The organism is Brasilonema sennae CENA114 (genome assembly GCF_006968745.1).
Taxonomy (GTDB): domain Bacteria; phylum Cyanobacteriota; class Cyanobacteriia; order Cyanobacteriales; family Nostocaceae; genus Brasilonema; species Brasilonema sennae.
In genome coordinates this window covers 4,659,413-4,677,896 of sequence record NZ_CP030118.1, presented here as the reverse complement: position 1 = coordinate 4,677,896, position 18,484 = coordinate 4,659,413, and the positions used below count along the sequence as shown (strand labels likewise).

17 protein-coding genes are annotated in these 18,484 nt (G+C 42.5%); 10 read left to right on the top strand and 7 right to left on the bottom strand.

Annotated features, from left to right (window positions below; genetic code table 11):
• Nucleotides 1-226: 226 nt before the first annotated feature.
• A complete protein-coding gene (locus tag DP114_RS19665; protein WP_171976916.1) occupies nucleotides 227-919 on the bottom strand; it encodes a DUF305 domain-containing protein in 693 nt (230 codons plus the stop codon).
• 177 nt (nucleotides 920-1,096) lie between these two features.
• Complete coding sequence (locus DP114_RS19660) at nucleotides 1,097-2,176, bottom strand: ATP-dependent 6-phosphofructokinase (protein WP_169268897.1); 1,080 nt, start codon at nucleotides 2,174-2,176, stop codon at nucleotides 1,097-1,099.
• A gap of 615 nt (nucleotides 2,177-2,791) precedes the next feature.
• Between DP114_RS19660 and DP114_RS19655 the strand changes: the two genes are divergently transcribed.
• Nucleotides 2,792-3,838 carry a hypothetical protein gene (locus tag DP114_RS19655; protein ID WP_211178796.1) on the top strand — a complete coding sequence of 349 codons (1,047 nt, stop codon included), beginning with the start codon at nucleotides 2,792-2,794 and terminating at the stop codon, nucleotides 3,836-3,838.
• A gap of 929 nt (nucleotides 3,839-4,767) precedes the next feature.
• Here the strand turns inward: DP114_RS19655 and DP114_RS19650 are convergent.
• From DP114_RS19650 to DP114_RS19635, 4 genes are all read right to left on the bottom strand, one after another.
• A complete protein-coding gene (locus tag DP114_RS19650; RefSeq protein ID WP_169266936.1) occupies nucleotides 4,768-5,283 on the bottom strand; it encodes a GNAT family N-acetyltransferase in 516 nt (171 codons plus the stop codon).
• Nucleotides 5,283-5,609 (bottom strand): type II toxin-antitoxin system TacA family antitoxin, encoded by a 327-nt coding sequence (locus DP114_RS19645; RefSeq protein WP_169266937.1) that lies wholly within the window; start codon nucleotides 5,607-5,609, stop codon nucleotides 5,283-5,285. The genes DP114_RS19650 and DP114_RS19645 overlap by 1 nt, the downstream gene beginning before the upstream one ends.
• Nucleotides 5,610-5,811: 202 nt before the next feature.
• Nucleotides 5,812-5,979 carry a hypothetical protein gene (locus DP114_RS19640; protein WP_169266938.1) on the bottom strand — a complete coding sequence of 56 codons (168 nt, stop codon included), beginning with the start codon at nucleotides 5,977-5,979 and terminating at the stop codon, nucleotides 5,812-5,814.
• A 15-nt stretch (nucleotides 5,980-5,994) separates the two neighbouring features.
• On the bottom strand, nucleotides 5,995-6,273 hold the full coding sequence (locus tag DP114_RS19635) for a Precorrin-3B methylase (protein WP_169266939.1): 279 nt from the start codon (nucleotides 6,271-6,273) through the stop codon (nucleotides 5,995-5,997).
• 276 nt (nucleotides 6,274-6,549) lie between these two features.
• Here DP114_RS19635 and DP114_RS19630 point away from each other — a divergent pair, with 276 nt between their 5' ends.
• The 8 genes from DP114_RS19630 (at nucleotide 6,550) to DP114_RS19595 (ending at nucleotide 16,991) form a co-directional block, all read left to right on the top strand.
• Nucleotides 6,550-7,233: an SDR family oxidoreductase gene (locus DP114_RS19630; protein WP_171976915.1), complete on the top strand. Its 684-nt coding sequence runs from the start codon at nucleotides 6,550-6,552 to the stop codon at nucleotides 7,231-7,233.
• Nucleotides 7,234-7,509: 276 nt separating this feature from the next.
• Nucleotides 7,510-7,704, top strand: a complete 195-nt coding sequence (locus DP114_RS19625) for a heavy-metal-associated domain-containing protein (protein WP_169266941.1) — start codon at nucleotides 7,510-7,512, stop codon at nucleotides 7,702-7,704.
• A 44-nt stretch (nucleotides 7,705-7,748) separates the two neighbouring features.
• A complete protein-coding gene (locus DP114_RS19620) occupies nucleotides 7,749-10,061 on the top strand; it encodes a heavy metal translocating P-type ATPase (protein ID WP_171976914.1) in 2,313 nt (770 codons plus the stop codon).
• 431 nt (nucleotides 10,062-10,492) lie between these two features.
• Nucleotides 10,493-11,770 carry a hypothetical protein gene (locus DP114_RS19615; protein WP_171976913.1) on the top strand — a complete coding sequence of 426 codons (1,278 nt, stop codon included), beginning with the start codon at nucleotides 10,493-10,495 and terminating at the stop codon, nucleotides 11,768-11,770.
• 491 nt (nucleotides 11,771-12,261) lie between these two features.
• Nucleotides 12,262-13,671: a PQQ-dependent sugar dehydrogenase gene (locus DP114_RS19610; RefSeq protein WP_246162592.1), complete on the top strand. Its 1,410-nt coding sequence runs from the start codon at nucleotides 12,262-12,264 to the stop codon at nucleotides 13,669-13,671.
• A 267-nt stretch (nucleotides 13,672-13,938) separates the two neighbouring features.
• Nucleotides 13,939-14,880 carry an SMP-30/gluconolactonase/LRE family protein gene (locus DP114_RS19605; RefSeq protein WP_216669922.1) on the top strand — a complete coding sequence of 314 codons (942 nt, stop codon included), beginning with the start codon at nucleotides 13,939-13,941 and terminating at the stop codon, nucleotides 14,878-14,880.
• Nucleotides 14,877-15,914, top strand: a complete 1,038-nt coding sequence (locus DP114_RS19600; RefSeq protein ID WP_171976911.1) for a hypothetical protein — start codon at nucleotides 14,877-14,879, stop codon at nucleotides 15,912-15,914. Before DP114_RS19605 ends, DP114_RS19600 begins: the two co-directional genes overlap by 4 nt.
• A gap of 273 nt (nucleotides 15,915-16,187) precedes the next feature.
• A complete protein-coding gene (locus tag DP114_RS19595; RefSeq protein WP_171976910.1) occupies nucleotides 16,188-16,991 on the top strand; it encodes a sulfite exporter TauE/SafE family protein in 804 nt (267 codons plus the stop codon).
• Here the strand turns inward: DP114_RS19595 and DP114_RS19590 are convergent.
• Nucleotides 16,968-17,636 (bottom strand): cadmium resistance transporter, encoded by a 669-nt coding sequence (locus tag DP114_RS19590; RefSeq protein WP_171978238.1) that lies wholly within the window; start codon nucleotides 17,634-17,636, stop codon nucleotides 16,968-16,970. The genes DP114_RS19595 and DP114_RS19590 overlap by 24 nt on opposite strands.
• A 72-nt stretch (nucleotides 17,637-17,708) precedes the next feature.
• Between DP114_RS19590 and DP114_RS19585 the strand changes: the two genes are divergently transcribed.
• A complete protein-coding gene (locus DP114_RS19585; protein ID WP_171976909.1) occupies nucleotides 17,709-18,392 on the top strand; it encodes a cadmium resistance transporter in 684 nt (227 codons plus the stop codon).
• The last annotated feature ends 92 nt before the right edge of the window (nucleotides 18,393-18,484 follow it).

Here is an 18,484-nt window from a genome sequence, read left to right as displayed (position 1 = left end):
ATACGCCTCTGGCGTCTGCCCTTTGGGCAATCGCCCTGAGTGAGTCTTCCTGCTAGAGCATCGCACCCCCTCCTCCCACTACTTTAAAGTTGATAAATATGGGTAAGTGGGTAAGTGGGGGAGTAGGGGGAGTAGGGGGAGTAGGGGAGGCAGTGCGGTCTTGGGGTTTCCCCAAGTGGAGCAACTGCCGTGGAGTCAAATGTATCAGGATTTTTGTGAAAGGGTATTACTGCTTATACCAAGCTTGTCGCCACTTCTTCATTTGTGCAATTTCTTGTTGTTGAGAAGTGATGATATTTTGAGCCAGTTTCTTGATTTCAGGGCGCTTGGATTTATTCAATGCATCTTGCGCCATTGTCACCGCTGCTTCATGATGTGGAATCATTGCATTGATGAAACGCAAGTCAAAGTCGTTATCAGCCGCTCCCAAGTCCATGTCCATTCGCATAGCTTTAGATTGTTCAGGAGACATTTCCATCATGTGATTCATCTGGGTATTCCAAGCCATTGGCGTGCTAGGTGCTTTGGGATACCATGCTGTGCGCCACTGTTTCAACTCAGCGATTTCTTTGTTTTGAGCTTTGATGATTTCCTGTGCCAGCTTTTTGATTTCAGGACGTTTTGATTTCTGCAGGGCAACTTTAGCCATCACCACAGCACCTTCATGGTGTGGAGTCATCGCATCAATGAACCGCAAATCGTAGTTCGCATCGGCTGAACCTAAATCCATGCTGTGATTCATGTCACTACTATGATTCATACCACCGTGGTTCATCTGCTGCTTGTCGCTAGCCTCAGTTGCAGTGGTGTTTGGGGCTTGAGTTTGATTTTGGGAAGTTGTTGTAGAACAGGCGCTTAGGGATGCGAGTGCGATAAAGGTAACTGTAAAAAACCCAGTTTTCCAAGAAACACGTTGCATAGAATTTTATCCATATTATGGTTTGTAGCTCTATTGTGAAATCTCCAGTCAACTAGAGAGTCAACTATAATGTTTTGCTATAGTCGTTCACTGTTGGTGCAAAATCCTATGCCCTGGAATTTTCTCCCCAATTTCTGAGTAGTGTAAAGACGTTGCACTGCAACGTCTTGACAAATGTTAATCTCCCAAATAAATACCCAAACCACGAGCAGTTTTGACTAAAGTATCCTCTGGGTTGACAGCTCTATACTGAGCGATCGCCTCAGCAATGGGTACAGGAAAAACTCGGCGATTTTGCCATGTTACCATGTAGTCATATTTACCTTCATCAATGAGGTTTACTGCTGCTACACCAAAGGCAGCTGCCACGAGTCGATCCAGTGGTGAAGCGGTTCCACCCCGTTGGATGTGTCCTAATACTGTGACTCGGGTTTCTGCACCAATGCGATCGCTAATTTGATCAGCTAAGTATTGACCAATACCACCATACCGAGATTGACCCAAGCGATTTGTCATTGTGATACTTTCACCTTCTTGAGTACGAACTGCCTCGGAAACAATAATTAAACAATAGTTTTTGCCTTTTTCTTGGCGCTGTTTAATTTTGTTGCAGATGTGGTCAATCGTGTAGAGAATTTCTGGAATTAAAATCACATCTGCGCCCCCTGCAATTCCCGCAGCAATGGCAATGTGTCCTGCATCACGACCCATGACTTCTAAAATCATGACTCGACTGTGAGAAGCAGCTGTAAAATGTAACCTATCGAGTGCTTCTGTGGCAATATTAACTGCAGTATCAAAACCGATAGCATGTTCAGTAATCCCAATATCATTATCAATCGTTTTGGGAATACCTACTAAATTAATCCCGCCTTGTTGTGCCAAGCGACGGAGAATAGCCAAGCTACCATCGCCACCAATCCCAATCAAAGCATCTAAACCGAGTTGATGGTAGCCTGCAATGATTTCTTCTGAGCGATCGCATACACTGCCATCAGCCATAGGAAAAGCAAAAGGATCACCTTTGTTGGTGGTTCCTAACATTGTCCCACCAGAAGTTAACAGCGGGTCAACTTGGTCGATTTCCAGTTTTGTGAATTGCGGTGGACGCGCCATTAATCCCACAGTTGCTTGACGAATTCCCAGCACTTCCCAACCTTTTCCACAAGCACAATGGACAACAGCTCTGATCACTGCATTCAAACCAGAGCAATCTCCTCCACTAGTAAGAATGCCAATACGCTTGTATTTTCCCATATGTTCTTTAACATTTCAAATGTGAAATATATTTGGTAGTACATTAAAGATTAGCAGCATTCAATAACCGAAAATCCCAGGGTTGGGAACTGTATGCAGAAGAACTAGTGCGATAGTCAAGAAGAAGGGTGTGGGGCATGGGGTGTGGGGTGTAGTTTAATTGGTGGGAGCTTGCACCCTTCTATTCCGGAGGTAGGTGTACAAAAATACAATTTTCTCTTTTTCCCCTACACCCCTATCAAATGAAGTTAAAAGTTAAAAGGCAAAAGGCAAAAGAAAAAATTCCTTCTTTTTACTTTTTACTTGGTTCTTTTTACTTGTTTTGCCCTTACACCCTAGTTTCGGTCAGACAGCACTACACCAGAGAAGCCAGTACTCGAAAGTGAGTGTTACAGCTTGTAAGCGCAAAAGCGACGCTAAGGGCGTAAGCGCAAAGCGTTCTTATGGCATACAAAGCAGCCATGCTGTAAGTATAAGCTGATGCTTCTGACTCATCGTCCTAGGGGTCTGTTTTAAACACAGGCTCCTTTTCTTTTTATACTTGTACAAACACCTTGCTTTGATCACGCTTGTGCTTTTTTAAGTCTAAATTCCAGTACTTTAGGAGAGTCTTTCATGAAGATATCAGATGCAGATAAGGCAAAACGAATCGTATCTCCCTGGTGGCGCTGGCCTCTTGAAGCTTTCTTCCCGGATAAAAAATTTGATGGACAATTCCAAAATCCAGGTAATGAACAAGTTTTTGATTTTGACGCAGTGATGGAATCTTTTGATCCAATCACCATGATTACATCTGAGATTACTTATTATCCAGAAAATGATAAGCGTGAACTTTTTGCAGTATTTGTCTCTGGGCTGGGACAAAGTGAGTCAGAATCTTCAAAAAGGAGCCGTAGATATGCTGATACTCTTTTAACTGGCATCGCCAATATGAACAACTCCACTTTTCTTAAAAAACGTCCAGTTGTCGCTTGCATTAACCGACGCCTTGACTGGGCTAATGCAGCTCTTGACTATTTCGGTTTATCTGGTAGTCCAGTCATTGAAAATTTAGCAACTTTGATAACTTATGCTGTAAACAATTCAAAACCTCTCAATTTATCAGGCGATAGTCTTGGTACAATTTTTTTGGCTAGAGCTATTAAGCTTGCTAAAACAAATTTTATTTGTGAACACGCTAGGGTGTTTGACTTTAAACAACGACGAATTCAAGAACAGATTTGGAAGCAACGCACTAGTCAACTCATCAATGTTTTCACCTTTGGAAATGGCTATCAAAAATGGGTAGCAGGTCCAAATTACATTATGGTTTTCATTCAAGGCGATCCATTAACAGAGAATTTTGGAATAACACCCCAAAGAGCTATAAAGCAAAAACGAAAGGATATAAAATTTTTGATATTTCCGCGTTTGTTTACTCAAGGCAGCTTTGAAGCCCATAACATGATGTTTACAATCGAACTTCTTCGCGAAACCTTTGACAAAAATCATATTGAAATTGGTGATTTTTTGGGCTTATATAACAAACTCAATTCCGGCACCCTAAAAATTGCCACACCTGATGAAGTAACATGGCCAAGGGACATGAAAGATTACACATGGGATCAAAACAGCCTCAAGTCAATTCCATCTTTATCGCGACAGGAATCAAATTTTAACTGATATATAGCAATCCGTGCATGTTACCGGTGAGTATGCCTTGAACTCAAGTTCAAGGCTTATAGCCAAAGTCCGTTAAAACGGACTGAAATATATATCCAGTGAGCTAATCGCATACTTCAGCTCTTAGCCCCTGAATTTATTTCTAGGCGGACGAAAAAGTACGTGCAAGATCTGAGTATAGGAATCCGGTAGCGAGATTGTGCAAGAAATATCAATACAGTTCAGTTAGTGGTAATACCAATTCTCCATGAATATGCACTTAATGTTTTTTAAACGAACCGCCAAGACGCCAAGAACGCCAAGAATGAAAGAGTAAGTATTAAGTGCAAGTTTACAGAGAATTGGTATAAGTAGATCAACATTAAAAAACGTAAAAAGGTAGTGGAAGACAAATCAAAGCTCCTCATTTTCATATTGTCATCAACGCTTTCAGCCTTAACTGAACCGTGATTGAAAAAGAGCAATAACAGACATTACTGATGAGCAGTTAAGGAGAATTGTAGGTTGGGTTGAACGTAGTGAAACCCAACAAAGTCCCGAAAATGTTGGTTTATGTCCTGCGGACACGCTGCGCGAACGTTCCTCAAACGCCAGACTTGCCGTGAGAGCGGAAAGCCCTTCGGGTTCGCCCTATGGCTAACGCCACGCCTTACGGCTATCGGGAACGCCCGTCGCCTGGCTGTCGGGAAACCCTCCCGCAGCGCTGGACTCACCAGATGCCTGGCTGTCGGGAAACCCTCCCGCAGCCGGTTGTCGTCACCGTCATTCGCGCTGGCTCAACGGACAGGTGCGCGACTGTCGCAAAGCTCGCCGGACGGAAGATTCCGCCCGGCAGACTTTGCGGGAAACCCGCCCACGGTACTGTCCTCCCCAACCTACGAAAATTAAGGTTTTTGGCTCTAACTGAACCGTATTGGCCCATAAAGAACTTAACCTGCGGCTTCGAGCGATCGCCGAATGTCCTTGAAGAGTAAAAGCAGGTGCAGGGGATTGGTTGGGGATTCTTCCATGCCAAACTTGAGGTAAAAGGCGCGGGCTTCCTCGTCTTTGGCGTGGACAAGAAAAGCGCGACCGCCAATAGTTTCTGCCCCCGCCAGGGAGCGACGTAGCGCATTGCGGAACAGGGCTTTGCCTAAGCCTTTTCCCTGTTCGCCTTTGTCTATGGCAAACCGCGCCATCAGGATCACCGGCACAGGATAACGCCCTTGCCCTTTCATGACACGAGCGGGAGCCGACTCCGGTGATATGGACGCAGGGGCAAGGCTGTAATAGCCAATGACGCGATCAGCACGAGTCAGGATGTAGGTTCTGGCTCCGCCGCTTGCCTGATTTTGCAAAGCGTATTTGATCAGGAAATCATTAAGTGGCGACTTGCCGCAATCGAAATCCGCGATCAGGTGATGTTTGGCAAGCAGAACAGGCTCGTTTAAAGGCTCACTGTGCATTAAAACGGTTCCGGTTCGCTAAAGAGTCGCTGCAAGGCGGGAACGACTTTCGGCGGTGCGTCAAGACGTTCGCAGAACGCTTCCCACTGCTCAGGCGGCAAGCGAAACTCTGTTTGATGCACAAGAATCGCATTCGCGGCATCAAGTGATGCTTGCAGCACAAACTGGCTGACATTCGTGTGCCGCACGCGGGCAGCTTCTGCCAGTATCGCCTTTTGTGGCTCCGTTGCCCGAATGGAAAGCCGCGATTCTTTGGGCGTTGCGGCTTCTGCCTCAAACATAGTTTTTCTCCTATGGCGTTCTTCGTATTCCCAATGTACACCCAATTAATAAAAACTGTAATCTATGTTAAATGCGATCGCCCTTGGCGGCTCCCTGCCGGAGCATCGCACCTAAAAGCCCTTAAAAAGGGGGGCTTATAACCCTGTTTTACCCCCTTTTTAACTCTGTCGCCGCAGGCGTTGTGATCTTAACCGAACCGTATTGTGAGGTAAAATGGGAAAGAGGAAATAGATATCTGCGCAATGACTACGGCTCTATTCCTTGATCAATCCAAACATCAATTGCGGTTTTTACTTCTAATTCAGTCACGCTAGACCATTCTTTTTCGTTAATGATTGTTTGAAATACCGCTCTTTTACCGTGACCAACTTTTTCTATTACGTGTCCGCGATACAAATTTTTAGGCTTAATCATTTTTATATGTGCTCGTTAACGGATCTGGGTTTTGGATTTTCGTGCCGACTTGGGCGGTGTTCGGTGTGCCCCAAAGTATTTCTCACTGCGATAACGTAACCACACGCGCAACACTTGCGGAATCTGTTCTTTTTGTTCCTTGCTTAAGGTATTGTAAAGAGCTAACGCCTGATCGCGTTCCCCCCGACAAGCAGCATTGTTGTGGGCATCCCAATAACTGCGAGCAACCCGAATCCGCCGACAGACTTCTTTAATGAGTTCTTCCCCAGCAAGTGGAACTTCCTGCTTTGCCATACAATTATGCTACAAATTTCTAATACCATTGTAGCGAGTTAGATCTAACTCAAACTCGTCAAATCCGCAAATCGATTTCAACATTGTAAATGCGATCGCCCCAAAGCTATATCACTGCTAAACTTCTACATATAGCAGTCGCCAGTTACCAGTTACCAGCGATCAGTTATCAGTTGTTACTGTTCACTGTTTACTGTTCACTGTTTACTGTTTACTGTTCACTGTTCCCTGTTCCCTGTTCCCTGCTATAAATAAAAAACGCGATTGGATATCTAGATGACCAAGCAGATAGTGATAACAGGCGTGAGTCGCGGTCTAGGTTTAGCCATGACCGAACAGTTTATTGCACGAGGACATACGGTGATTGGGTGTACGCGCTCAACCACAGCTGTGGAAAAATTATGCCAGCGCTTTGCTGCTCCTCATGATTTCACCTCTGTCGATGTTGCGGACGAATCAACTGTGCAAGCATGGGTCGAGCGAATTCTCGCAACCTATGGCTCGCCCGATTTATTGATCAACAATGCCGCTTTAATGAATCATCCAGCACCCTTGTGGAAAATACCATCGGATGAATTCTCGCAGTTAATTGATGTTAACATCAAAGGCGTTGCTAATGTGATTCGTCACTTCGTGCCAGCGATGATTCAACGCCAGCAAGGGATTATTGTCAACTTCAGTTCGGGTTGGGGGAGATCGACCTCGCCGGAAGTTGCTCCTTACTGCGCCTCTAAGTGGGCAATCGAAGGACTCACGCGTACGCTTGCGCAAGAACTACCTGCTGGCATGGCAGCAATTCCCCTCAATCCTGGCATCATTTACACTAAGATGCTAGAAATTTGCTACGGCGAGGATGCAGCCCTATTTACACCACTCAAGAAGTGGGTAGAAAAAGCGGTGCCATTTTTGCTCTCGTTGAAACCTGAAGATAATGGCAGAGCGTTAACGGTGCCGAATTAGAGGATGTCCAGTGGATTGATTGACCAAGAAAGGGGTGTAAGGGTGTAGGGGTGTAGGGGTAAACGCTGTAGAAAAAGATCCTCTTGACTCTCCAGTTGACTAGAGATTTTAAGATAGATTCAAAACGAAACACGTTGTTAGGACTTACGCACGCGCTACTAAAAACAGTGGGTTGCGATTGCTTCCCAGAGGTCGCAATGACTATGATTACGTTGTTCGTGCGTAAGTCCTGGTTGTTTGTAACTACACACCACTAATAATCAATCATTTACCTTTATGACACTACAACTTCAAGTCCCCAATATGGCTTGTTCTGCTTGTGCAGACACTATCACCAAAGCAGTTCAAGCTATTGATGCCAATGCAACAGTTCAAGCTGATCCCAAAACCAAAATTGTGTCCGTGAAAACTAACGCTTCTCAAACAGCAATTCAGGAAGCGATTACACAAGCTGGATATACAGTTGCCTGATTTTTGATATCTACTACTCTCAAGGGTGCAAAGGAGTTTGTGAAATGGATACCCTCACACTCAAACTACGAGGCATGAGTTGTGCGTCATGCGCCAGAAATGTTGAACAAGCAATTCGTTCTGTTCCTGGAGTGATTGACTCTAATGTCAACTTTGGTGCAGAACAAGCTAGTGTCAAGTATGATCCGAGAAAAACCAGCTTGGAGAAGATTCAACAAGCTGTAGAGGATGCAGGATACTCAGCTTACTCACTCCAAGAACAAGAAATGCTGACAGGAGAATCGGATGCCGAGAAAGCTTCCCGGAATGCTGAAGAACAGGATCTCACCCGTAAAATTTGGGTAGGAGGCGTTGTCAGTATCATACTTGTGTTGGGTTCGCTGTCTATGATGACAGGACTCAAGCTACCCTTGATTCCTGCTTGGCTGTCTCAGGGATGGTTTCAATTAGCACTGACTGCACCTGTACAATTTTGGTGTGGATATAGGTTCTATGTAAACGCCTGGAAAGGTTTGAAGCGCCACACAGCAACAATGGATACGCTGATTGCACTGGGTACGAGTGCGGCGTTTTTCTACTCGTTGTTTGCAACTGTTTTCCCTAACTTCTTGATCAATCAAGGCTTAATGCCAGAGGTGTATTACGAAACAGCAGCGGTTGTCATCACACTCATTCTGCTGGGGCGACTTTTTGAAAATCGCGCAAAGAGTCAGACTAGTGATGCCATTCGCCAACTCATTGGTTTACAAGCAAGAGATGCCCGTATTATCCGCAATGGCAAGGAAATTGATGTTCCCATTCAAGAAGTTCAGATTGGTGATGTGATTTTGGTGCGTCCAGGTGACAAAATTCCTGTTGATGGAGAAGTGATAGAAGGCGCTTCTACTGTTGATGAATCAATGGTTACCGGCGAAAGTGTCGCAGTGAAAAAGCAGCCACCAGACGAAGTTATAGGAGCGACAATTAATAAAACTGGTAGCTTTCAGTTCCGGGCGACGAGAGTAGGAAAAGATACCGTTTTGGCTCAAATTGTTCAACTCGTGCAACAGGCTCAAGGCTCAAAAGCACCCATTCAACGATTAGCAGACTCTGTGACGGGATGGTTTGTACCAGTGGTTATTGGTATTGCGATCGCCACCTTCATCATCTGGTTTTACATCATCGGCAACTTGACATTTGCCCTGATCACCACAGTTAGTGTGTTGATTATCGCTTGTCCCTGTGCTTTGGGTTTAGCTACCCCCACTTCTGTGATGGTAGGTACAGGTAAAGGTGCAGAAAACGGTATTTTAATCAAAGGAGCAGAAAGCTTAGAACTGGCACACAAAATTCAGACGATTGTGCTGGATAAAACTGGAACTCTGACTCAAGGTAAACCCACTGTTATCGACTATGTTACCGTCAACGGTACTAGGGATAGTAATGAGTTAAAACTTCTGCACCTAGCCGCATCAGTTGAGAGAAATTCTGAGCATCCTTTAGCTGAAGCAGTTGTGAGATATGCTCAATCACAGCAGGTAGATTTGAGTGACGTGCAGAAATTTGAAGCGATCGCCGGGAGTGGCGTGCAAGCTATTGTTTCCAACCACCTTGTCCAAATAGGGACACAACGCTGGATGGAGGAACTGGAAATTAACACTGATACCCTCCAAGAACACAAAGCTGCGTTGGAAGCTGCTGGGAAAACTGCGATTTGGATTGCTGTAGATGGCGAAATGCAAGGATTGATGGGTATTGCAGATGCCCTAAAACATAACAGTGAAGCTGCTGTCAGAGCACTACAGAAGCTCGGTTTAGAAGTAGTGATGTTGACGGGAGATAATCGTAAAACTGCGGAGGCGATCGCCCGTGAAGTTGGCATTACCCGCGTTTTTGCCGAAGTTCGACCAGACCAAAAAGCACAGGTGATTCAATCTCTTCAAGCAGAGGAGAGAAGAAGACGAGCGCAGGTGTCTCTTGTGGACAAGAAGAGGGAAAATAGAAACTCTATTGTGGCGATGGTGGGTGATGGTATCAATGATGCACCTGCCTTGGCTCAAGCAGATGTGGGGATAGCGATTGGTACAGGAACAGATGTCGCGATCGCAGCCAGCGATATCACTTTAATTTCTGGAGACTTGCAAGGCATTGTCACCACCATTCAACTCAGCCGCGCCACGATTCGTAATATACGTCAAAATCTCTTCTTTGCCTTTATTTACAACGTTGCTGGAATTCCTATTGCTGCTGGCATTTTGTTTCCCATCTTTGGCTGGTTGCTCAACCCAATCATTGCAGGAGGAGCGATGGCTTTTAGTTCAGTGTCTGTCGTGACTAATGCTTTGCGCTTGCGTAATTTCCGTCCCAAAACTATCTGAGTTCGTAGAGGTAAAAGACAAATGTTGAGCAAAAGCAAGATTTTAGGAGCGATCGCTGGTTTGACCGATTTGCAGGACAGGCATAGCAATACAAAAACTCCTAAGTGTTAATTATTAGACCAGTACCCATGCTCAGATCTTGCACCTCTCCGTATAAAACCGTACAATATAAAAAGAGGTGCATAAAAATACATGATTTTTATTGGCTTTTCTCGCTAAATAAAGACTTATAGCTTAATACTGAGTGACTCAATGCCATCAATTTTTATTGATGCAAAATGTCAGCATGCGAACAATAATAATGTCCTATTTACTTTAAATAATTAAGTAAAATGGTTTTTAGCATGATATTGTCTCTACCCCTTATTTTTCTAACTTTAATCTTGCTATTTTTTTACCGAAAATTTAACAAGAGCAATCAAGATTTAATTTTGCTACCAAAAATAGATAAAACAGATAATTTTGGGGACATAAGACATTTTTATTTAATTATAAAAACTTTAATTGTGATAGTAGCTAATTCAAACAAACAGGAAGCAGAACTTCAGGTTATTCTTGTTAACCATCAATCTCTTCAACAAAAAGTTTGGAAGCTAGATGAAAAAATTCTTAATTTGTTGTGGGAGCGCGATAAAGCAGTAGAACTTACAACAAAAATACGCGCAGAGAATACTATTTTGGAGCATAAAAATAAGGAGTTAGAAGCTAACAGAAAAGCATTGATTGAAGAACTAGGTGGTGCTGTAGGTAGAGAAGACCTCGAATATGCTACATGGGACTTAGTTCTTCAGACGACTCAATTATTAATCAAGGAGCGAGATAAAGCTGTAGAAGAGAATCAATCACTCAAACAGGAAAACAGCCAGCTAGTTCAATCTATTAACCGTCTAGAATCTCAAATAAATTCCAAAGAAAATGAAATTAATTTCGTCAAGCAGAAGTTAAGCGATACAGACCGAGAAGTTAGCGCATTACAAGCTAGATATACTTCGCTAAAGCATCTTCAAAACGAGCTTGGTCAAAAAGAATCTGATATTCAAGCTATTAACCGTCTAGAATCTCAAATAAGTTCTAAAGAAAATGAAATTAATTTCGTCAAGCAGAAGTTAAGCGATACAGAGCGAGAAGTTAGCGTATTACAAGCTAAATATACTAGTTCGCTAAAGCATCTTCAAAACGAGATTGCTCAAAAAGAATCTGATATTCAAGCTTTAAAAGAAGAGAATTCTGAAAATCAAAAAATAATAACTTCTTTAAAAGATAATCTTTATAATGAACAGAGTTATAAATCAGAAAAACAACAAAATATAGAAGATAATAGTAAAGATAGATATAAATTTATCCAAAACCTACTAATAGAGAAAGAACAACTATATTCGAGTGACATCTATATAGATCTGCATAAAAAGAATTTTTCATCTGCAATAAAAGAATATAATAATTTAATATATTTTATTCAAATTTCTTTTCCGGATTTCGGGATAGAAGAGATAAATGAATGGAGACAAACTGAAAGTTTTTATTTTCACATTATTAGCCAGTTATATGTGATTAATTCACTACTAGTTTGTAAGGTTAGGGAATTGGATAAAAAGACTGGTAAAGCATTATACTGGTGCAATCAAGTATTAGTGTCAGAATTAAATATATTATTGTCTCAAGCTTCCTTTTTAGACAGCCAAGACTTTAATATATCTTATTTTGCATAGTGCTTAATCGCATACTCATCCACCTTACTTGGAATATCTTTCCAATTTTCTAGCTTGAGGTGAAACACCAAAGCGCGAACTTTTTGGCGCAGTTCTTTGCGTAATTGTTCCTTGAAATGCCAGCCGGAAGGGGCAGTTTCATCGCTGGAATAAAGTTTGTCAATGGCAAGGGAGGCTTGTTCTAAGGAACTAAGCTGGTTGTGCTGAGGTGAGGTTTTTGGTAACGCCGATGTAGTCTACAATGAGTCCGAATTCTTTATGAGAATTATAAACGCTGTTGGTACGGGCGATCGCTTGGGACAAACTGCCAATTTTGTAGTGGTGTAGTGGAAGCTCAGTAGTAAGATATTAGACATGGCTCGTGTAAGGCTGTCGCATTTGTTTATACTGACAGAATACCGTTACATGGGCTTTTTTTGATCTTCCGAACATCCTCTAAGATGAAAAAATTATATATTTTCTTTTGTATCTGCTCTGTTTTGTTTTCAATTTTGGCTTTTTCAAGTATTTCCTCTGCCCAGATTACAAACCCCATTCCCGTCAAAATTGAAAAATCAAATCTCCGTGTGGGGCTTAAAGAAGTTGTGCAAATTCCCATAAGTGGAGCAGGACGCGAGAGAGTGGCGCGATTGAATCTTTTGACTCATGCAGGTGATGGTAGTGGAAGGTTATTTGTTAATGATATGCGTGGCAAGCTTTATGTCATTTTGAACGAGAAAGCTTCTGTATACATGAATTTAAAAAATTTAGTTTGCCCAGGCTTTAGCGATGAAACTTCACAACAGGGTTTTTCCTATTTTGCGTTTCATCCAGAGTTTGCTAAAAATGGAATTTTTTACACTATACATAGCGAAGAAAAAAATAATCGAATTCCTGATTTTCCAGTCACGAAAACCATTTTTGATAGCAAAGGCAAGGTTATAGAAAGTTCTCATCACGAAGTGATTCGCGAGTGGAAAGCTACCAATCCTGCTGCTAATACTTTTTCTGGAACTTTTCGGGAAATCCTTCGTATTGAAAAACCCTACCCAGATCATAATATAGGGCAATTAAGCTTCAATCCTAATCCTAAACCTGGAAATGCAGATTATGGAATGCTGTATATTGCAGTAGCAGATGGTGGGAGCGATGGCTTTCCTGTCAGCGATACAGATCCTCTAAATAATGGACAAGACCTCGGCACTCCCCTTGGTAAGATACTCCGTATTAACCCTTTCGGCAATAATAGTGCTAATGGCAAATATGGCATTCCCAAGGACAATCCTTTTGTTAAAGATGGTAGTCCAAATATTAGTCCAAAAAAACTAGGGGAAATTTGGGCTTATGGATTGCGTAACCCCCATCGTTTTAGCTGGGATATGGGTGGCGAAGGCAAAATGTTGATTGTCGATATTGGTCAAGCTTTTATCGAAGAAGTGAATCTTGGCATCAAAGGTGCTAATTACGGATGGGGAAACCGTGAAGGAACTTGGGTGATTGATGAAAAAAATGAGAATGTCCTGTTTCCATTACCTAAAAATGATGCTGATTATGGTTACACATATCCTGTTGCTCAATATGAGCATGACAAACCACCTAATTGGTCAGGCTACTATGCGGTGGCGATCGCTGGCGGTTATGTTTACAGGGGCAAAGCGATTCCAGAATTGGTAGGTCAATATATTTTTGCGGACTTTTGCAATGATGGACGCTTTTTTCATGTGCCTGTCAATCAACTCGTTAATGGTAAACAGGCAAAGATAAAAGAACTCAGACTTTTTGACGGCAAACGAGAAACTTCTTTTCTCAAAATCGTTGGCAGTGAACGTTCTGATGTCCGGTTTGGCATAGACGAAGCAGGAGAAATCTATGTGACGTCTAAGAGTGATGGTAAAGTAAGAAAACTTGTTCCATCACTATAATCACGGGATTATCAAAACCGCTATCAAAGAAGCAAATAACAAATTTTTATGCAAAAGAAACGAATCAAATGCTTGTTGGCTCGGATCTTGCACCTCCGGCTGATACGCCTTGAACTGAAGTTCAAGGCTAATAACCCAAGTCCGTTAAAACGGACTCAAAAACTTACCCAGTCCGTTTTAACGGACTTAGACTTTGAGCCAAGAAATTTATTTATTGGCGGACGAAAAGTATGGTGGAAGATCTGAGTTGGCTTAAGGTAGGTGATTGTGAAACAATTTACTTTGCGAATAGCTGCCTACAGTTTATTACTGAGCATTTTGACTGTACAACAAAGTCAGGGAAAAGCGATCGCTAATTTACAAACCATCATGAGCAGCAACACCAAGCTAGAAAAGTTGGCTGATGGTTTAAAGTTTACAGAAGGACCCCTTTGGCATCCGCTTGGCTTTTTACTCTTCAGTGATATTCCCGCTAATACTATCTATAAGTGGACAACTGACAGTAAAATTTCCATCTATCGTCGTCCTGCTGGCAATCCCAACGGCAATACGTTCGATAGGGAAGGACGGTTAATTACTGCTGAACATGAGCGCCGGCTTGTACGGACAGAAAAAAACGGTCAAATAACCGTTTTGGCTGAACGCTACCAGGATAAGCGTCTCAATAGCCCAAACGACGTTGTAGTCAAGTCAGATGGTAGCATTTACTTCACTGACCCGCCCTATGGTATTAGTAAGGAGAAGGAAGAACTTGGCTTTTATGGTATTTATCGTTTGAAACCAGATGGAACCTTGAGTTTGCTCAACAAAGAGATGGTGCGTCCTAATGGACTCGCTTTCTCTCCTGATGAGAAAAAACTCTACGTCAGTGATTCTGAAAAAGGACACATCCGTGTTTTCGAGGTCAATTCAGATGGCACATTGACTAACACCAGGGTTTTTGCAGAGTTAACTGGACCGAAAGACAAAGGTGTACCCGATGGCATGAAGGTAGATATCCAAGGCAATATCTACTGTAGCGGTTCAGAAGGGGTGTGGGTTTTCTCGCCAACAGGTCAACTTCTGGGTAAAATTCTCGTACCAGAGGTAGTCACAAATTTGGCTTGGGGTAATAAAGACTACAAAACACTTTACATCACTGCCGGTCAGGGTGTTTATCGTATTCGCCTCTTGGTAGCGGGAGTGCAACCGCCGAAGGATAAACGATGAAGACTAAAACGTGGAATCTGTTTTGCTTCGCTTTATTACTAACGATTTTTATCGTAGGTTGGGGACAAGTCACTGCAAATGTCCCGAACCAAAAAGCTCCATCACAATATGCAAAAATCACGGTAGTAAAGACTAATTACCAAGGCTGGCGAGACTCCTGGGTTTTGAGTAATGGTCAAGTAGAAGCAGTTATAGTACCAGCAATCGGGCGGGTTATGCAGTTTCGATTACTAGATGGAGAAGGTACATTCTGGGAAAATCCGAAAATGTTTGGCAAAGCCCCCAATCCCAAGCCAGAAAAATGGGTTAATTTCGGGGGTGATAAAACTTGGCCTGCACCTCAGTCTGACTGGACAAAAATCATGGGGCGAGATTGGCCTCCACCGACAGGTTTTGATTCCATACCACTTCAGGCAAAGGTTGACGGCAGCGAAGTGACGCTCATTTCTCCTATAGATTCACTTTACGGCATTCGGACTTACCGCAGGATTCGACTCCATCCACAAAAACCTGTGATGACTATTTCTACAACTTATGAAAAGGTCAAAGGCAAGCCAAAAGACGTTGCGGTATGGGTGATTACACAGTTGCGTGATCCAGTGGGTGTATACGCTGCCCTACCCCAAGCTTCGATTTTTCCTCAAGGATATAACAGACAATCCGAGGAGTTACCAGCCAACTTAAAGGTGGAAAACGGGATGCTCTCATTGACACGTGATCCAAAAAAATCCCACAAGATAGGCTGTGATGCGAGTACGTTGTTATGGGTTGGAGAAAAAGTTGTAGTCCGCATTGACTCACCCAGAGAACCTGCGGTTAGTTATCCTGATCAGGAAAGCAGTGCTGAAATTTATACCAATTCCGCTCCAGATGCTTTCGTGGAGCTTGAATTTCTTAGTCCACTAAAAACCCTGCAAATTGGGCAAAGAATCGACCTTACCACTACATATACTTTACTTCGGCGCACGACCCCGAATGCTGAAGAAGAAGCAAGGAAAATTATTGGACGATCCAAAGTAACCCAAGAAAGATAGCGAAAGCTACTAGACAACTCTTCCTTCCTACCAACGGGTTTTGACTACATCCCATTAACACAGTACAAAAGAACTCAAGAATTCATTTATTCTCTGTGTAAATAATAATCTCTTGTTCATCTGTGCCATTACGCTAGACGTTCGCTCACTTTTTGAGTTAAAGTACGGTAAGGACATAGAATTATTGTATTTGTCAAGCGAAAGGGGTTTGCATCTACCAAGCTGACTTCCGGTCAGAGATAAAACACCTTTAACCCTTTCTAGAACAGCAATATGCATTACTCATTATTACCCGTATTCAGCTTCTTTATTGGTATTGTCGTCGGCTTAACAGGCATTGGTGGGGCATCTTTGATCACGCCAATGCTCATTTTTTTATTCCAGGTTCCTCCTTCCATTGCTGTGAGTTCTGATGTTGTGGCTGCCACGCTGATGAAGTTTGTCGGCGGCTATAAGCACTGGCAGCAACGAACCGTCGATGTGCAAGTGGTGAAGTGGCTGGCATTTGGCAGCGTTCCCGGATCGCTTTTTGGGGTAGGAATTTTGCATTTCATCAAACAAACAGGGGAGCAGAACCTAGACGACATCCTGCTGCACTTGGTTGGAATGATGATTTTGTTTATGAGTTTGTTAGCACTCACACAACTGCTGGTATTATGGTTTTTCCCTGACTTGAAATTACCAGAGCTACCAAAGTTTGACTTGACAACAAAGCTTGGTTGTGTTTATGCAATGAGCGTGGGAGCAGTTCTAGGCTGTTTGGTTGGTTTAACGAGTGTCTCCTCCGGTTCGATGTTTGCATTGGTACTGATTGCCTTTTTCCAGCTAGAGACCCGTAAGTTAGTGGGTACAGATATTTCACAAGCCGCAATTTTATTATTTTTCACTTCCTTGGGACATCTCACCCTTGGGACAGTTGACTGGAGTTTGGTCTTACCAATATGGTTAGGCTCTGTACCTGGGGTACTGCTTGGTGCTAAACTTTGCCAACTTGCGCCTCAACGTCCACTGCGGTTTATCATTTACACAATCTTGCTCATGGCGAGTTACAAGTTAGTTTCCCCTGTAGGAGTGTAATATCAAGCTGAATGTTCCTCTTTCATACATGATAAAAAGACCAAGGCAAATCAATACAAAAGGAACAACGGCTCTACCGTAGCGGCTTAAAATGTTAGCAATCGCTCTTTGACGAGCCAATAGGTAAGCAACAGCACACCAAACGCCTATTAAGACAAAAAATACACATAAAGTTACTCCCAAACTAGCAAAGCTCTTACCAGCAAATAAGGGTATGTAAATACTGATATTATCACCGCCATTAGCAAATGTTACTCCTGCAACTTGATAAGTTTGGGGATGCAAAATACTCAACACAAAAGACAGTATGGGGTTACTATGTGAGGAGGAGTGAAAATCAGTGGTTACTGTTTGAACTTGCGTAGTTTCTTGTTCTTTTTTCACCAATAGCTTTAAACCAATTGCGATCGGTAGTAATCCCAGGAATCCAATCCATTCTCGCGGGATGAACAAGCCACCAAAGAATCCTGGTAAGCTAGCAATGATGATCGCTGTAAAACCAAGGTACTGACCAAACACAATATGTCGTCGCCGAAAATTGGCATTTACTTGTGAGAAAAATAGCACCAGGATAAGGATATCATCAATATTGGTAGCAACGAAGGCAATAACAGCTTCCGTGAAAGCCGTCCAAAGTTGAGTTATGGTCATTGATAAGAAAATATGATGTTATCAAGCCTATAAATTATATATAAAAAATAAAATCATGATATATATATGAGTGGGTTAGTCTCTGGAATTAGCAGGGGAATAGTTGCCTTCACCGCCACGAATATTGATGATATTATTATCCTTTTGCTCTTTTTTTCTCAGGTTAATTCTACCTTCACTCGTAGGCATATTATTCTTGGTCAGTACCTTGGTTTTACAGCACTTGTCATTGCCAGTCTCCCCGGTTTCTTTGGTGGATTGATCTTATCGCCAAACTGGATTGGATTATTAGGTTTAATACCTCTTGCTATAGGTATTAGTAGTTTGGTGAACCCAGAAAAAGATTCAGAAGAAGAAGCAGCAGAAACGGAACAATCAGAAGATTCGACTTTTGCTAGTTTTATTTCCCCTCAGACTTACAGTGTAGCCGCTGTCACCATTGCTAACGGTAGCGATAACATTAGTGTCTACATACCATTATTTGCTAGTAGTGATTTCGGAAGTTTTTTGGTAATTATAGTCGTATTCTTTTTGCTAATAGGAGTTTGGTGCTATTCCGCATACAAACTAACAAATCAACAAGGAATAGCTGAAACTGTCACTCAATACGGTAATTATCTTGTGCCTTTTGTTTTGATGGGATTGGGTAGTTTTATTGTTTTAAAAAGTGGCGCTTTGAATCCAGTCAAACTCTTATTTAGCTGTTTATGTTTGATAGTTCTTGTAAAAGACGACCAGAAAATAAGCTAATGCACGTCTGGTTTGCGTGGTTTGGATCTCTATTTTCAAGGCAGGTTTAACGCATTTCGGCGGAATTCAAGAGTCCGCCTATGCGGTGGGGA

Coding starts and splice junctions, on each gene's coding strand:
- DP114_RS19665 (WP_171976916.1), bottom strand. CDS start 919: ATGCAACGTGTTTCTTGGAAAACTGGGTTTTTTACAGTTACCTTTATC.
- DP114_RS19660 (WP_169268897.1), bottom strand. CDS start 2,176: ATGGGAAAATACAAGCGTATTGGCATTCTTACTAGTGGAGGAGATTGC.
- DP114_RS19655 (WP_211178796.1), top strand. CDS start 2,792: ATGAAGATATCAGATGCAGATAAGGCAAAACGAATCGTATCTCCCTGG.
- DP114_RS19650 (WP_169266936.1), bottom strand. CDS start 5,283: ATGCACAGTGAGCCTTTAAACGAGCCTGTTCTGCTTGCCAAACATCAC.
- DP114_RS19640 (WP_169266938.1), bottom strand. CDS start 5,979: ATGATTAAGCCTAAAAATTTGTATCGCGGACACGTAATAGAAAAAGTT.
- DP114_RS19635 (WP_169266939.1), bottom strand. CDS start 6,273: ATGGCAAAGCAGGAAGTTCCACTTGCTGGGGAAGAACTCATTAAAGAA.
- DP114_RS19630 (WP_171976915.1), top strand. CDS start 6,550: ATGACCAAGCAGATAGTGATAACAGGCGTGAGTCGCGGTCTAGGTTTA.
- DP114_RS19625 (WP_169266941.1), top strand. CDS start 7,510: ATGACACTACAACTTCAAGTCCCCAATATGGCTTGTTCTGCTTGTGCA.
- DP114_RS19620 (WP_171976914.1), top strand. CDS start 7,749: ATGGATACCCTCACACTCAAACTACGAGGCATGAGTTGTGCGTCATGC.
- DP114_RS19600 (WP_171976911.1), top strand. CDS start 14,877: ATGAAGACTAAAACGTGGAATCTGTTTTGCTTCGCTTTATTACTAACG.
- DP114_RS19595 (WP_171976910.1), top strand. CDS start 16,188: ATGCATTACTCATTATTACCCGTATTCAGCTTCTTTATTGGTATTGTC.
- DP114_RS19585 (WP_171976909.1), top strand. CDS start 17,709: ATGAGTGGGTTAGTCTCTGGAATTAGCAGGGGAATAGTTGCCTTCACC.